This window comes from Lysinibacillus sp. FSL L8-0312, assembly GCF_038003285.1.
Taxonomy (GTDB): Bacteria; Bacillota; Bacilli; order Bacillales_A; family Planococcaceae; genus Lysinibacillus; species Lysinibacillus fusiformis_D.
Window position 1 is genome coordinate 2,590,077 of record NZ_JBBOOV010000001.1, and the last position, 14,978, is coordinate 2,605,054.

A 14,978-nucleotide genomic window follows, 5' to 3' on the forward strand; every position below is an offset into this window, starting at 1 on the left:
ATTAGTTAGCCTCCTCGACTTCAAAACGGTAGTCTTCAATTACAACGTTCGTTAAAACCTTTTCACACATTTCTTTTACTAGAGTATCAATGTCACGTTCTGAGTCTTTAAGAGTTAGCTCAAGATATTTACCGATACGTAAATCTTCTACCTCACCGTAGCCCATTTTAGCTAAAGAACCTTGTACTGCAGAGCCTTGTGGATCAAGAATGCTCTCACGTAATGTTACATAGATTTTTACTTTTTTCATTGTTATTTGCCTCCGAGTCTAGAAAGTATAATAGTATAAACTTCAGTTAAATTACCAAGGTCTCGACGAAAAACATCTTTGTCTAACTTTTGCTTTGTAGTTGCATCCCAAAGTCTGCATGTGTCTGGTGAAATTTCATCTGCCAATAATACATTGCCATCCATATCACGGCCAAACTCTAATTTAAAATCAATTAATGTTACATTGATATCTGCAAAGATTGGCTGTAGAACTTTGTTAACAGCTAGTGCTCCATCATAAATGGCTGTTACTTCAGTAGGTGTCGCAAGATCCAGAACGTCAATATGTTCTGTCGTAATGAGTGGGTCGCCTAACGCATCGTCTTTATAGTAAAATTCTACGATTGGTCGTTTTAAGGCTGTTCCCTCTTCAAGACCAAGACGTTTTGCTAAACTTCCTGCGGCAATATTACGAACAACAACTTCAATCGGAATAATTTCTACTTTTTTTACAAGTTGTTGTGTATCTGATAATTGTTTTACGAAATGTGACGCAATTCCGTTTGCTTGTAATTTTTCGAAAATTAATGAAGTAATGCGATTATTTAAAATGCCCTTGCCGTCAATTTCTTCTTTTTTTTCGCCATTGAATGCTGTTGCACTATCCTTGTACTCAACTAGTAGCACATTTGGCTCCTCTGTTGTGAACAATTTTTTTGCTTTACCTTCATACAAAAGTTGACCTTTAGTCATGTCGTTTTTCCCCCTGATATTATGAGATACGCTTGTTATGAATGATCAGAATTGAATCGTGTCTCCACGATTCAACTCTGAAACATTTACTGGTGGCTCTAACATTTACTTTTAGATGGCTAAATAAATATTAGTTAAGTCCTAGTCGTTCAAAAATCATATCAACATGCTGTAAGTGGTAGTTATAATCAAAGCACTCATCCAGCTCTTCTTGTGTTAAATAAGATGTGATTTTTTCACTTGCATCGACCAATGTACGGAACTGAACTTGCTCGTCCCATGCCTGCATTGCTAAAGGTTGTACTGTATCATAAGCTTCCTCACGTACTAATCCCTTATCGATTAATGCTAATAAGATGCGTTGAGAATAAATAAGACCATATGTGCGTTCCATGTTACGTTTCATGTTCTCAGGGAATACTGTTAAGTTTTTCACAATATTACCGAAGCGATTAAGCATATAGTTAAGAGTAATTGTTGCATCCGGTAAAATAACGCGCTCTGCAGATGAATGAGAAATATCACGTTCATGCCATAAAGCTACATTTTCATAAGCTGTCACCATGTATCCACGCATTAAACGAGACATCCCAACCATGTTTTCAGAACCGATTGGATTACGTTTATGTGGCATTGCGGATGAGCCCTTTTGCCCTTTTGCAAAAGCTTCTTCTACTTCACGCGTTTCAGATTTCTGTAAGCCGCGAATTTCTGTTGCGAATTTTTCAATTGATGTAGCAACTAAAGCTAATGCACCTAAATACTGCGCATGGCGATCACGCTGTAAAGTTTGTGTTGAAATCGGTGATGCAGCAAGACCTAGTTGATCACAAACATATTGCTCAACACGAGGATCGATATTGGCATATGTTCCAACAGCTCCAGACATTTTTCCTGTTTCAATTACTTTGGCTGCTGCTTCAAAACGTTCAAGGTTACGCTTCATTTCCTCATACCATAAACCAAGTTTTAAACCAAAAGTTGTTGGTTCTGCATGAACACCATGTGTACGTCCCATCATCACCGTATGTTTATGCTCTTTTGCCTTAGCCGCAATAATATCAATGAAATTCACGATGTCCTTGCGCAAAATATCATTTGCTTGTTTGATTAAATAAGAAAGTGCTGTGTCTACTACGTCTGTAGAAGTTAAACCATAATGTACCCATTTACGCTCTTCCCCAAGTGTTTCCGAAACGGCACGCGTAAAGGCTACAACATCATGACGTGTTTCTTGTTCAATTTCTAAAATGCGATTCACATCAAATGAAGCATTTTCACGAATTTTAGCAACATCCTCTTTTGGAATATCGCCTATCTCTGCCCAAGCCTCACATGCTAAAATTTCAACCTCTAGCCAAGCTTGGTACTTATTTTGTTCTGTCCAAATTGCGCCCATTTCGGGTCTTGTGTAACGTTCAATCATCGCGTTTCTCCTTCTATTCTGACCAAATGCCAGAACTCTCGATTTGTTGTAGTGTTTCCTCTAAGCTTTTTGTCATAATCGTTACATGGCCCATTTTACGGTTTACCTTAGCTTCAGCTTTCCCATAAAGATGGATGGACCATTCAGGATATTTAGCAATTGAGTTACTGAGTGGCACGACATGCTGCCCTAATACATTGACCATAATGGATGGCGCCCAAAGTTCTGGCTTACGTAATGGCCAACCACAAACAGCACGAATATGCTGATGGAATTGTGAAACATTACACGCTTCTATTGAATAATGACCAGAATTATGAGGTCTTGGTGCTAATTCATTAATAACAATGCTACCATCTTCTAACACAAACATTTCTACTGCTAGCGTTCCTACTAAATGTAAGTAATCTGCAATTTTTAAAGCTTCTCGTTCCGCAGCTTGAGCTGTGCTTTCAGATATGCGAGCAGGCACAATTGTTTCATGCAGAATATGATGAACATGAATGTTCTCTCCAACTGGCTGACAATACGATTCACCATGACCATTTCTTTGAACAATGACCGATACTTCCTTTAGGAAAGGAACAAAACCTTCTGCAATACATTGAGAATGTGTGAATAGTTCTTTCGCTAAAGGTAAATCTTCAGTTGACTTTAAAAGCTGCTGTCCCTTGCCATCATAACCACCTCTTGCTGTTTTGACTATACAAGGATAACCAATCGAATCAATATTGGCTACTAATTCTTCATAAGTTTTTGCAACAATATATGGTGCTACTGGGCAACTAGCCTTCACAATAGCGTCTTTCTCTGTTATACGGTTTTGTGTAATACGTACCAACTCTGCTCCTTGAGGAACATAAGCCATTTGTGATAAGCGCTTTAAGCCTTCATAATCAATATTTTCAAATTCATAAGTGATAACATCACTTACTTCTGCAAGTTCTTCTAAAGCAGCTTCATCATCATATGGAGCTACAATACGAATATCAGCTACCTGCCCACACGGCGAGTCCATTGCAGGTTCAAGAACAGCCACTTTAAAACCTGACTCCTTTGCAGCAAGCGCCATCATTCGACCAAGTTGTCCTCCGCCTATAATACCTATCGTTTGTCCAGGATAAATAATCTTCGTCACACTAAGTCACCTGTGCTTTCTAATACTTGCTGCTTCGTTGCTTCACGTCTAGCATCTAATTTATTAGCAAGTACAGCATCTGTTGTTGACAAAATTTGAGCTGCTAGTAATCCTGCGTTTGTTGCTCCCGCTTTGCCAATCGCTACAGTTGCTACAGGTACACCACCAGGCATTTGAACGATAGATAATAATGAATCGAGTCCGTTAAGTGCACGTGATTGAACTGGTACACCAATGACAGGTAATGTTGTTTTAGCTGCTACCATTCCAGGTAAATGTGCAGCTCCACCTGCCCCAGCGATAATTACTTGTAGTCCTCGCTCACGAGCTGTCTCTGCATAGTCAAACATTAAATCAGGTGTACGATGTGCAGATACAACCTTTTTTTCATACGGTACTTGTAATTCATCTAAAATATCACATGCATGTTTCATTGTTTCCCAGTCACTTGAACTACCCATAATGACACCGATTTTCGGATTCATAAATTGTCGCTCCTTTTAAACGATAGAAAAATGATCAATTATTGTGCAAGCCTCTATTATTAATAGCTACTGCAATTTTTATCTATTTACAAAGAAAATCCCCAAATAAACTACTCTCTACTATTACACGTGAAAGCAGTTTACTTGAGGACTTAGTAAGACAAGAATATCTCCATGTACATAACTGCACAAGGATCTTCTCGTAATATGCCAAAAGTGCTTTCCCGCATAGTCCAGCATTTACGGTGCCGGGTAGAGACACTAGAGCCAATCCTCTAGCATATATGGGGGATTTATTTGTTTTTCCTTATCACATTTTAACAAGGGATTGCCTTATCGTCAATGCAAAAATGCGAACGTTTTTTATAAGTGTAAAAAAAACGTTCGGTTTTTGGTCAAATTTATTCAGTATCTTGAGTAGGTATAGCTTTAAATTGAATTTTTTGACGCAAAAAGGCTGGTTCACCATCTACTATATGAAAAAGCGGCTCTTCTTTTCGCCCTATGGCCATGAAACCATCCTGCTGCATTCTTGCTAAACAATCCTCGATCGACTCATTTTCTTGTACCTCATACCAAATTTGCTTTTTCCCCAACTTTTTCTTCCTCTCCACTTCACGTTTTACATATTTACTACTTGTATTACATTATACCTTTTGTTGCTTAAAGAAGTATGTAAGAACATATAATGAAGTTCTTTCAATAGAAAAAACTGCAGATTCATATCCGCAGTTTCAATTAAGGTTCATTAAATCCATAAAAAGCTTTAAAATAGATACCTAAAAATAATAATAGTAGGAATGAATGAAGGACAACAAGAACCATGCGATAGCCTTTAATGCCTAAGAGAGCACTAACAATGCCTAAACCACCTAAAATAAAGGGCATAAACATATTGACTTGATAGAGAAATGTAAAAAAGCCTCCATACCATTTCGTTGAATCATAACCAAACAGAAAGAATATAAGTAGTAGACTCAAGATCGAAATAGCCGTAAAAAGGTTACGCCTCATTTTGATTCCTCCTGTGAATCAAGATCAATCAATATGTACATAATTTATTATAGCATTTTATGAATATTTCATAAAACAAAAAAAAGCCATGGAATATATCCATGACTTTTTAAATTGCCTAGCGACGTCCTACTCTCACAGGGGGAAGCCCCCCAACTACCATCGGCGCTAAAGAGCTTAACTTCCGTGTTCGGTATGGGAACGGGTGTGACCTCTTTGCCATCATCACTAGACTATGGTCGGCTTTCAATATACATCGCATTTCTTCGTCAGCTTCTGTCGTTCAGTCAGTCACGTACTTGAGTACGCTCCTTCCCTCTCTCCATTGCTTCCTCGAACTACTCGTATCTTGAAACCCTTTATAAAAGAAATTGTTCTTTCAAAACTGGATAAACGGTTCATTGAATGGTTCAAACATTTTTGGTTAAGTCCTCGATCGATTAGTATTCGTCAGCTCCATGTGTCACCACACTTCCACCTCGAACCTATCTACCTCATCGTCTTTGAGGGATCTTACTTACTTGCGTAATGGGAAATCTCATCTTGAGGGGGGCTTCATGCTTAGATGCTTTCAGCACTTATCCCGTCCACACATAGCTACCCAGCGATGCCTTTGGCAAGACAACTGGTACACCAGCGGTGTGTCCATCCCGGTCCTCTCGTACTAAGGACAGCTCCTCTCAAATTTCCTACGCCCACGACGGATAGGGACCGAACTGTCTCACGACGTTCTGAACCCAGCTCGCGTACCGCTTTAATGGGCGAACAGCCCAACCCTTGGGACCGACTACAGCCCCAGGATGCGATGAGCCGACATCGAGGTGCCAAACCTCCCCGTCGATGTGGACTCTTGGGGGAGATAAGCCTGTTATCCCCGGGGTAGCTTTTATCCGTTGAGCGATGGCCCTTCCATGCGGAACCACCGGATCACTAAGCCCGTCTTTCGACCCTGCTCGACTTGTAGGTCTCGCAGTCAAGCTCCCTTGTGCCTTTACACTCTACGAATGATTTCCAACCATTCTGAGGGAACCTTTGGGCGCCTCCGTTACCTTTTAGGAGGCGACCGCCCCAGTCAAACTGTCCGCCTGACACTGTCTCCTGCCCCGCTAAGGGGCATGGGTTAGAATTTCAATACAACCAGGGTAGTATCCCACCGACGCCTCCTTCGAAGCTGGCGCTCCGAGATCTCTGGCTCCTACCTATCCTGTACAAGTTGTACCAAAATTCAATATCAGGCTACAGTAAAGCTCCACGGGGTCTTTCCGTCCTGTCGCGGGTAACCTGCATCTTCACAGGTACTATAATTTCACCGAGTCTCTCGTTGAGACAGTGCCCAGATCGTTACGCCTTTCGTGCGGGTCGGAACTTACCCGACAAGGAATTTCGCTACCTTAGGACCGTTATAGTTACGGCCGCCGTTTACTGGGGCTTCAATTCGCAGCTTCGCTTGCGCTAACCACTCCTCTTAACCTTCCAGCACCGGGCAGGCGTCAGCCCCTATACGTCACCTTACGGTTTTGCAGAGACCTGTGTTTTTGCTAAACAGTCGCCTGGGCCTATTCACTGCGGCTCTCATGCGCTTGCACGCTCAAGAGCACCCCTTCTCCCGAAGTTACGGGGTCATTTTGCCGAGTTCCTTAACGAGAGTTCTCTCGCACACCTTAGGATTCTCTCCTCGACTACCTGTGTCGGTTTGCGGTACGGGCACCTCTCACCTCGATAGAGGCTTTTCTTGGCAGTGTGAAATCAGGAACTTCGTCCATACGGACTCGCCATCACAGCTCAACGTTACAGTGTGCGGATTTGCCTACACACACGCCTTACTGCTTGGACGCGCATAACCAACAGCGCGCTTACCCTATCCTACTGCGTCCCCCCATTTCTCAAACGGTGAGGAGGTGGTACAGGAATATCAACCTGTTGTCCATCGCCTACGCCTATCGGCCTCGGCTTAGGTCCCGACTAACCCTGAGCGGACGAGCCTTCCTCAGGAAACCTTAGTCATACGGTGGACGGGATTCTCACCCGTCTTTCGCTACTCATACCGGCATTCTCACTTCTAAGCGCTCCACCAGTCCTTCCGGTCTGACTTCAACGCACTTAGAACGCTCTCCTACCACTGACATCGTAGATGTCAATCCACAGCTTCGGTGAATCGTTTAGCCCCGATACATTTTCGGCGCAGCGTCACTCGACCAGTGAGCTATTACGCACTCTTTAAATGATGGCTGCTTCTAAGCCAACATCCTGGTTGTCTGTGCAACGCCACATCCTTTTCCACTTAACGATTACTTTGGGACCTTAGCTGGTGGTCTGGGCTGTTTCCCTTTTGACTACGGATCTTATCACTCGCAGTCTGACTCCCGTGTATAAATATCTGGCATTCGGAGTTTGTCTGAATTCGGTAAACCGGGATGGCCCCCTAGTCCAAACAGTGCTCTACCTCCAGTATTCTCATCACGAGGCTAGCCCTAAAGCTATTTCGGAGAGAACCAGCTATCTCCAAGTTCGATTGGAATTTCTCCGCTACCCACACCTCATCCCCGCACTTTTCAACGTGCGTGGGTTCGGGCCTCCAGTAAGTGTTACCTTACCTTCACCCTGGACATGGGTAGATCACCTGGTTTCGGGTCTACGACCACGTACTATTTCGCCCTATTCAGACTCGCTTTCGCTGCGGCTCCGCCTTCTAAAGCTTAACCTCGCACGTAATCGTAACTCGCCGGTTCATTCTACAAAAGGCACGCTATCACCCATTAACGGGCTCTAACTACTTGTAGGCACACGGTTTCAGGATCTCTTTCACTCCCCTTCCGGGGTGCTTTTCACCTTTCCCTCACGGTACTGGTTCACTATCGGTCACTAGGTAGTATTTAGCCTTGGGAGATGGTCCTCCCGGATTCCGACGGAATTTCACGTGTTCCGCCGTACTCAGGATCCACTCAGGAGAGAACGAACTTTCGACTACAGGGCTTTTACCTGCTCTGGCGGACCTTTCCAAGTCGCTTCATCTAACTCGCTCTTTTGTAACTCCGTATTGAGTGTCCTACAACCCCAAGAGGCAAGCCTCTTGGTTTGGGCTCTTCCCGTTTCGCTCGCCGCTACTCAGGGAATCGATTTTTCTTTCTCTTCCTCCAGGTACTTAGATGTTTCAGTTCCCTGGGTCTGCCTTCAAGACGCTATGTATTCACGTCAAGATACTACGCGATTAAACGTAGTGGGTTCCCCCATTCGGAAATCTCCGGATCAAAGCTCACTTACAGCTCCCCGAAGCATATCGGTGTTAGTGCCGTCCTTCTTCGGCTCCTAGTGCCAAGGCATTCGCCGTGCGCCCTTAATAACTTAACCTAACGGCTTTCAATACACATCACATTTCGTTGTCAGCTTCACTCGTTCAATCAGTCACGTACTCAAGTACGCTCCTTCATTCACTCGATTGCTTCCTAGAACTGCTCGTGTCTTGAAACCCTTTTAATGTTATTAAGCCTATAAAAAACTTAAAAAAAATAAATGTGTTTGTTACAATTTCAATGTCGTTTTATCCAGTTTTCAAAGAACAAAGCTACTGCCTGCTTCTACATCTCGCAGCTTTGCGACGAAAGCGTAGCGACAGGAGCACATAATTAGAAGTAATTCATTCAAGAAGAATGAACCTTCAAAACTGAACGCAAAACGTAATCTTACAAACCCTAGGTTTGTATTCCGAAATAATCCTTAGAAAGGAGGTGATCCAGCCGCACCTTCCGATACGGCTACCTTGTTACGACTTCACCCCAATCATCTATCCCACCTTCGGCGGCTGGCTCCAAAAGGTTACCTCACCGACTTCGGGTGTTACAAACTCTCGTGGTGTGACGGGCGGTGTGTACAAGGCCCGGGAACGTATTCACCGCGGCATGCTGATCCGCGATTACTAGCGATTCCGGCTTCATGTAGGCGAGTTGCAGCCTACAATCCGAACTGAGAACGACTTTATCGGATTAGCTCCCTCTCGCGAGTTGGCAACCGTTTGTATCGTCCATTGTAGCACGTGTGTAGCCCAGGTCATAAGGGGCATGATGATTTGACGTCATCCCCACCTTCCTCCGGTTTGTCACCGGCAGTCACCTTAGAGTGCCCAACTAAATGATGGCAACTAAGATCAAGGGTTGCGCTCGTTGCGGGACTTAACCCAACATCTCACGACACGAGCTGACGACAACCATGCACCACCTGTCACCGTTGCCCCCGAAGGGGAAACTATATCTCTACAGTGGTCAACGGGATGTCAAGACCTGGTAAGGTTCTTCGCGTTGCTTCGAATTAAACCACATGCTCCACCGCTTGTGCGGGCCCCCGTCAATTCCTTTGAGTTTCAGTCTTGCGACCGTACTCCCCAGGCGGAGTGCTTAATGCGTTAGCTGCAGCACTAAGGGGCGGAAACCCCCTAACACTTAGCACTCATCGTTTACGGCGTGGACTACCAGGGTATCTAATCCTGTTTGCTCCCCACGCTTTCGCGCCTCAGTGTCAGTTACAGACCAGATAGTCGCCTTCGCCACTGGTGTTCCTCCAAATCTCTACGCATTTCACCGCTACACTTGGAATTCCACTATCCTCTTCTGCACTCAAGTCTCCCAGTTTCCAATGACCCTCCACGGTTGAGCCGTGGGCTTTCACATCAGACTTAAGAAACCACCTGCGCGCGCTTTACGCCCAATAATTCCGGACAACGCTTGCCACCTACGTATTACCGCGGCTGCTGGCACGTAGTTAGCCGTGGCTTTCTAATAAGGTACCGTCAAGGTACAGCCAGTTACTACTGTACTTGTTCTTCCCTTACAACAGAGTTTTACGAACCGAAATCCTTCTTCACTCACGCGGCGTTGCTCCATCAGGCTTTCGCCCATTGTGGAAGATTCCCTACTGCTGCCTCCCGTAGGAGTCTGGGCCGTGTCTCAGTCCCAGTGTGGCCGATCACCCTCTCAGGTCGGCTACGCATCGTCGCCTTGGTGAGCCGTTACCTCACCAACTAGCTAATGCGCCGCGGGCCCATCCTATAGCGACAGCCGAAACCGTCTTTCAGTGTTTCACCATGAGGTGAAACAGATTATTCGGTATTAGCCCCGGTTTCCCGGAGTTATCCCAAACTATAAGGTAGGTTGCCCACGTGTTACTCACCCGTCCGCCGCTAACGTCGAAGGAGCAAGCTCCTTCTCTGTTCGCTCGACTTGCATGTATTAGGCACGCCGCCAGCGTTCGTCCTGAGCCAGGATCAAACTCTCCATAAAAGAAATTTGAATAGCTCAAATTGTTTTGCTGGCATCAATTTTGATGTCCAAAATTTTGTTTCGTTCACTAAGCAAAGCTAGTTATTTGAAACTTTATTGATTACGTTTTGCTTGTTCAGTTTTCAAGGTTCATTTAATAGTTACATCAAGTAACTTTTTATAATTTAACATAATGTTAACTTCATGTCAACCGTTTATGTTAATATTTTTTTAGTTGTTCGTTTATCTCGTAACAACGTGTTTAAATATATCATCTTAAAAATAAGTTTGCAAGAGTTTCATTGAAGTAAAACTATTCTTATTTATTCGAAATCAAGTTTCTTCTATATAATGTAGAAAATTAATAACTTGATTTGTTTAGGCTATGCTCTATTTTGAATGTCTTAAACCCCAAAATAGTTTCGTGTTATTTTTGTTGTCAATGAAAAAGCACCTCTAATTATTAGTTTCTTACCTAACAATTGAGGTGCCTTTCAAAATATATTTAACTATCTTACCCAGATAAAGTACGCAAGGAAGACAAAGAATAAGCCATACATCATAGGATGAATTTCTTTTTTACGACCCGCTAATAACATTGTAATTGGATAGAATACAAAACCGATTGCAATACCAGTAGCAATTGAATAACCAAGTGGCATCATTAATACTGTAAAGAATGCAGGTACTGCTATTTCGAATTTATCCCAATCAATTAGACGTAATGATGATACCATCAGTACCCCTACGATTACTAGAGCTGGTGCAGTTACTGCTGGTGTTACAACAGCTAGTAATGGTGAGAAGAATAAAGCTACTAAGAATAGTACTGCAGTTACGACTGCTGAGAACCCTGAGCGAGCACCCGCTGCTACCCCAGAAGTTGACTCTACATACGCTGTTGTTGTTGATGTACCAAATAAAGAACCGATTGTCGTTGCTAGCGCATCCGCCATTAAGGCACGTCCTGCACGTGGTAATTTATTATCTTTTACTAAGCCAGCCTGTGTCGCTACAGCCATTAAAGTACCTGCTGTATCAAAGAAATCTACAAACAGGAATGTTAACACTACTACTAAAAACTTCACATTAAATAACGTTCCAATGTCACCAAGTGGTTCCAATGCTACCATAAATGTAGAGTCTACACTTGGAATAGCCGAAACAACTGCTGTTGGGGGATCAATGATACCTGTGATCATCCCAATAACCGCAGTAATGACCATCCCTAAGAAAATACCAATACTACGGAATTTAATGATAAGAATAACAGAAAGAATGATTCCGAATACTGCTAGTAATGTAGCTCCAGTAAAAGTTCCTAAAGTTACCAATGTCGCTGGACTATCAACTATAATCCCTGCACCTTGTAAACCTACAAATGTGATAAATAAACCAATACCTGCTGAAACAGCATATTTAAGTTGTACTGGAATGGCGTTAATAACAGTTTCACGAATACCCGTTAAAGATAAAATGATAAAGATAATTCCAGAAAAGAATACACCTGTTAAACCAGTTTGCCATGGAATACCATAAGCTCCGACTACAGTAAATGCGAAGAATGCATTTAATCCCATCCCAGGAGCAAGTGAAATTGGGAACTTAGCGAAAATCCCCATAATCAAAGAACCGACTGCTGCTGCTAATGCTGTTGCTACGAAAACAGCACCTTTATCCATCCCTGCATTTTCTAGAATACTTGGGTTAACAGCTAGAATGTATGCCATTGCAAGGAAGGTTGTAATACCACCAATTATTTCTCGGCGATAATTAGTTCCTAATTCATCGAACATGAAATATTTTTTCATTATCAAAAAATCCTCCGTATGGTCGTCTTCAATATCGAAAACAAAAAAGACACGCTGACTACTCTACTAGTCGCATGTCTACGATATATTTCATCACCATAGTGTGTGAAATAAATTAGTGTTTATACATAGATAAACCCAAATCGTAGTCAAGTTATTTACGGTAACTTGGTAGAAACTCACGGGCCTTATTCCCGACATTATACGACGACGTATTTAATTTACATTCGTAATATATCATTTCACTTTTTAGATTTCAACCCCATTTCCGAACATTTTTACAAAAATAAATACGAAAGTTCGTGTAAAATTCTTATTTAATGTTCATATTCAACTAATTCACCGCTAAATAAACGTAGTACTGAACATTTCTGTAATCAATAAAAAGCAAAAACCCCCTGGAACTCTTTCGAATTCTAGAGGATCGTCCCTTGAACGTTATGACTTAATTCATCACTTTACTTTGTAAGATTTGAATCCTTTTTTCTAGTTTTTCTTTCCAATCTTCCGCTAATGCATCCACTGCTTGTATTTGTTTCATAGCTATCGCATCTTTATTTTTAAAGTACACTTCATTGCCGTACAAAACTGTGATACGCGCAGGATGCTTTTCCACAACTTCTATTGTTGAATCTGCACAAATTGACCCCTCCTCCAGTACGCGTGCAAGATAACCTGTATAACCTGTTTCAATTAAACGTTTAAGTAATGTGGTTGCCTCAGTATATCTATCAATCGTACTACATGGAATACGTCCTTGTGTGATTTGTATGACGGCATTACCTATTTTATAAATATCCCCAATACAAACATCCGCTTCTAACATATTCGTTACTGTTAAATTTTCACCAAATGCAGCAGTAGGCAACGGTTTTCCAAGTTCATGTTCCCATTGTATGTAATGCTCTGCAGGGTATAAACAAACTGCACGGTCTGGGCCACCATGATGTTTTTTATCTGCCACATCATCCCCTTCGAAGCCACGCGATGACAAATAAACCTCTTGCATTTGTTGCTTTTCAATTCCTGTAATCATCGAACGTCCTTTACTATCAAGCAATTCTTTCGGCATTCCAACAGCAAGTGTGTGAATTATTGGCCTATTTTTCTCCATTTAAATCCCCCCCTAATCTGAATAGTACAATTCTTTTGCATTCATTTAGTTTACTACATACAGCACTTTACCAGCAATTACTGCTTTAACCTTGATATAATTCGAATTATACAATCTATGAATAGACTAAAAATGATCAAATCAAAAAACCCTAAAAACCTCTCAAGGCTTTTAGGGCAGTTACTGTTATTCCCACTCAATCGTTGCTGGTGGCTTAGATGTAATATCATACAGCACGCGGTTCACGTGTTTTACTTCGTTTACCATGCGGACAGAGATTTTCTCTAGTACGTCCCAAGGGATACGTGCCCAGTCAGAAGTCATGCCGTCGATAGATGTTACAGCACGGATACCGATTGCGTAATCATACGTACGTGCATCGCCCATTACACCAACTGAACGGATATCAGGTAATACCGTGAAGTATTGCCAGATGTCACGGTCAAGACCAGCATTTGCGATTTCTTCACGTAAAATGAAATCTGCTTCGCGAACGATTTCTAATTTTTCTTCTGTAACTTCACCAAGTACACGAATACCTAATCCAGGACCTGGGAATGGTTGACGCCAAACGATTTTTTCATCAAGACCAAGTTCTAAACCTAGCGCACGAACTTCATCTTTAAATAACGTTTTCAGTGGCTCGATTAATTGGAATTGCATATCTTCTGGAAGACCACCAACATTATGGTGTGATTTGATTGTTTGCGCCGTTGAAGTACCAGATTCAATGATATCTGTGTATAGAGTACCTTGTGCTAAGAAATCCATACCTTCAAGCTTCGATGCCTCTTCATCAAATACGTAAATAAATTCATTACCGATAATTTTACGTTTTTTCTCCGGATCTGATACACCTGCAAGTTTGTCCATGAAACGTTTGCGAGCATCAATTTTAATAAGATTCATATCAAAGTCTTCTGTGAATGTTTTCATTACTTGTTCAACTTCACCTTTACGGTTTAAGTTGTGGTCTACGAACATACAAGTCAATTGATCGCCGATTGCTTTATGAATTAAAACTGCTACAACTGATGAATCTACACCGCCAGAAAGAGCACATAATACTTTTTTATCGCCAACTATTTCACGAATTTTTGCGATTTCAAGCTCAATGAAGTTAGCCATTGACCAGTCGCCTTTTGCCTCACAAATATCGAATACGAATTGACGTAGTAAGTCATTACCATAAACAGAGTGACGTACTTCTGGATGGAATTGTACAGCATATAATTTGCGTTCTACATCTGCCATTGCAGCAATCGGACAAGATGCACTTGTAGCAATTACTTCAAATCCAGCTGGAACTTCTGTTACATGGTCACCATGGCTCATCCACACGATTTGCTCAGTTGGTAAGTCTCCAAATAACTTATTTGAAGTAGTGACTTTGATTTCCGCTTTACCATATTCACGCGTTTCAGCACCTTCAACTTTACCGCCATTTGTATGTGCCATTAATTGCATCCCATAGCAAATACCTAATATTGGTAAACCTAATTCAAAAATAGCTGGATCCACATGGAAGGCATTTTCATCATAAACAGAGTTTGGGCCACCTGAAAAAATAATACCCGTTGCGTTCATATCTTTAATTTCTTCCGCAGTTACCGTATGTGGGTGCAATTCACTGAAAACACCAAATTCACGGATACGACGCGTAATTAACTGGTTAAATTGGCTACCGAAGTCCAGTACAACGATTTTTTCTTGCTCTTTTAATAAAGGGCTAGCTGTCAAAATTTCCACCTCTTCTACTATTTTTAAAGGATATTTTC

General features: G+C 42.1%; 10 protein-coding genes, 3 rRNA genes and 2 riboswitches. All 13 genes read right to left on the reverse strand.

Annotated features, from left to right (window positions below):
- Position 1: 1 nt before the first annotated feature.
- The gene (gene purS, locus MHI22_RS13115) at positions 2–250 is read right to left on the reverse strand and encodes a phosphoribosylformylglycinamidine synthase subunit PurS (protein WP_036124064.1); all 249 of its coding nucleotides are present in this window, start codon (positions 248–250) and stop codon (positions 2–4) included.
- A 2-nt stretch (positions 251–252) separates the two neighbouring features.
- Positions 253–963 (reverse strand): phosphoribosylaminoimidazolesuccinocarboxamide synthase, encoded by a 711-nt coding sequence (purC, locus tag MHI22_RS13120; RefSeq protein ID WP_089934996.1) that lies wholly within the window; start codon positions 961–963, stop codon positions 253–255.
- A gap of 130 nt (positions 964–1,093) precedes the next feature.
- A complete protein-coding gene (gene purB, locus MHI22_RS13125; RefSeq protein ID WP_036124073.1) occupies positions 1,094–2,389 on the reverse strand; it encodes an adenylosuccinate lyase in 1,296 nt (431 codons plus the stop codon).
- A gap of 13 nt (positions 2,390–2,402) precedes the next feature.
- Positions 2,403–3,527, reverse strand: a complete 1,125-nt coding sequence (purK, locus tag MHI22_RS13130; RefSeq protein WP_036124076.1) for a 5-(carboxyamino)imidazole ribonucleotide synthase — start codon at positions 3,525–3,527, stop codon at positions 2,403–2,405.
- Positions 3,524–4,012, reverse strand: coding sequence for a 5-(carboxyamino)imidazole ribonucleotide mutase (purE, locus tag MHI22_RS13135; protein ID WP_089934991.1), 489 nt, complete (start codon positions 4,010–4,012; stop codon positions 3,524–3,526). Before purE ends, purK begins: the two co-directional genes overlap by 4 nt.
- A gap of 209 nt (positions 4,013–4,221) precedes the next feature.
- Positions 4,222–4,320, reverse strand: a riboswitch (purine riboswitch).
- Between the two features lie 93 nt (positions 4,321–4,413).
- Positions 4,414–4,608 carry an NETI motif-containing protein gene (locus MHI22_RS13140; protein ID WP_089934989.1) on the reverse strand — a complete coding sequence of 65 codons (195 nt, stop codon included), beginning with the start codon at positions 4,606–4,608 and terminating at the stop codon, positions 4,414–4,416.
- 142 nt (positions 4,609–4,750) lie between these two features.
- The gene (locus tag MHI22_RS13145; protein ID WP_036124085.1) at positions 4,751–5,026 is read right to left on the reverse strand and encodes a hypothetical protein; all 276 of its coding nucleotides are present in this window, start codon (positions 5,024–5,026) and stop codon (positions 4,751–4,753) included.
- A gap of 116 nt (positions 5,027–5,142) precedes the next feature.
- A 5S ribosomal RNA gene (rrf, locus tag MHI22_RS13150) occupies positions 5,143–5,259 on the reverse strand.
- Between the two features lie 187 nt (positions 5,260–5,446).
- Positions 5,447–8,374, reverse strand: a 23S ribosomal RNA gene (locus MHI22_RS13155).
- Positions 8,375–8,744: 370 nt separating this feature from the next.
- Positions 8,745–10,296, reverse strand: a 16S ribosomal RNA gene (locus tag MHI22_RS13160).
- Together the 16S, 23S and 5S rRNA genes form the textbook arrangement of a ribosomal RNA operon.
- Positions 10,297–10,784: 488 nt before the next feature.
- Positions 10,785–12,086: an NCS2 family permease gene (locus MHI22_RS13165; RefSeq protein WP_036124549.1), complete on the reverse strand. Its 1,302-nt coding sequence runs from the start codon at positions 12,084–12,086 to the stop codon at positions 10,785–10,787.
- Between the two features lie 126 nt (positions 12,087–12,212).
- A riboswitch (purine riboswitch) is annotated at positions 12,213–12,314 on the reverse strand.
- A gap of 217 nt (positions 12,315–12,531) precedes the next feature.
- Complete coding sequence (locus tag MHI22_RS13170; protein WP_101967016.1) at positions 12,532–13,200, reverse strand: MOSC domain-containing protein; 669 nt, start codon at positions 13,198–13,200, stop codon at positions 12,532–12,534.
- A gap of 186 nt (positions 13,201–13,386) precedes the next feature.
- Complete coding sequence (gene guaA, locus MHI22_RS13175) at positions 13,387–14,940, reverse strand: glutamine-hydrolyzing GMP synthase (protein WP_036124553.1); 1,554 nt, start codon at positions 14,938–14,940, stop codon at positions 13,387–13,389.
- Positions 14,941–14,978: the final 38 nt, after the last annotated feature.

What these genes read in the sequence shown, in the direction of transcription:
- purS (WP_036124064.1), bottom strand. Translation starts at nt 250, where the DNA reads ATGAAAAAAGTAAAAATCTATGTAACATTACGTGAGAGCATTCTTGAT.
- purC (WP_089934996.1), bottom strand. Translation starts at nt 963, where the DNA reads ATGACTAAAGGTCAACTTTTGTATGAAGGTAAAGCAAAAAAATTGTTC.
- purB (WP_036124073.1), bottom strand. Translation starts at nt 2,389, where the DNA reads ATGATTGAACGTTACACAAGACCCGAAATGGGCGCAATTTGGACAGAA.
- purE (WP_089934991.1), bottom strand. Translation starts at nt 4,012, where the DNA reads ATGAATCCGAAAATCGGTGTCATTATGGGTAGTTCAAGTGACTGGGAA.
- MHI22_RS13145 (WP_036124085.1), bottom strand. Translation starts at nt 5,026, where the DNA reads ATGAGGCGTAACCTTTTTACGGCTATTTCGATCTTGAGTCTACTACTT.
- MHI22_RS13165 (WP_036124549.1), bottom strand. Translation starts at nt 12,086, where the DNA reads ATGAAAAAATATTTCATGTTCGATGAATTAGGAACTAATTATCGCCGA.
- MHI22_RS13170 (WP_101967016.1), bottom strand. Translation starts at nt 13,200, where the DNA reads ATGGAGAAAAATAGGCCAATAATTCACACACTTGCTGTTGGAATGCCG.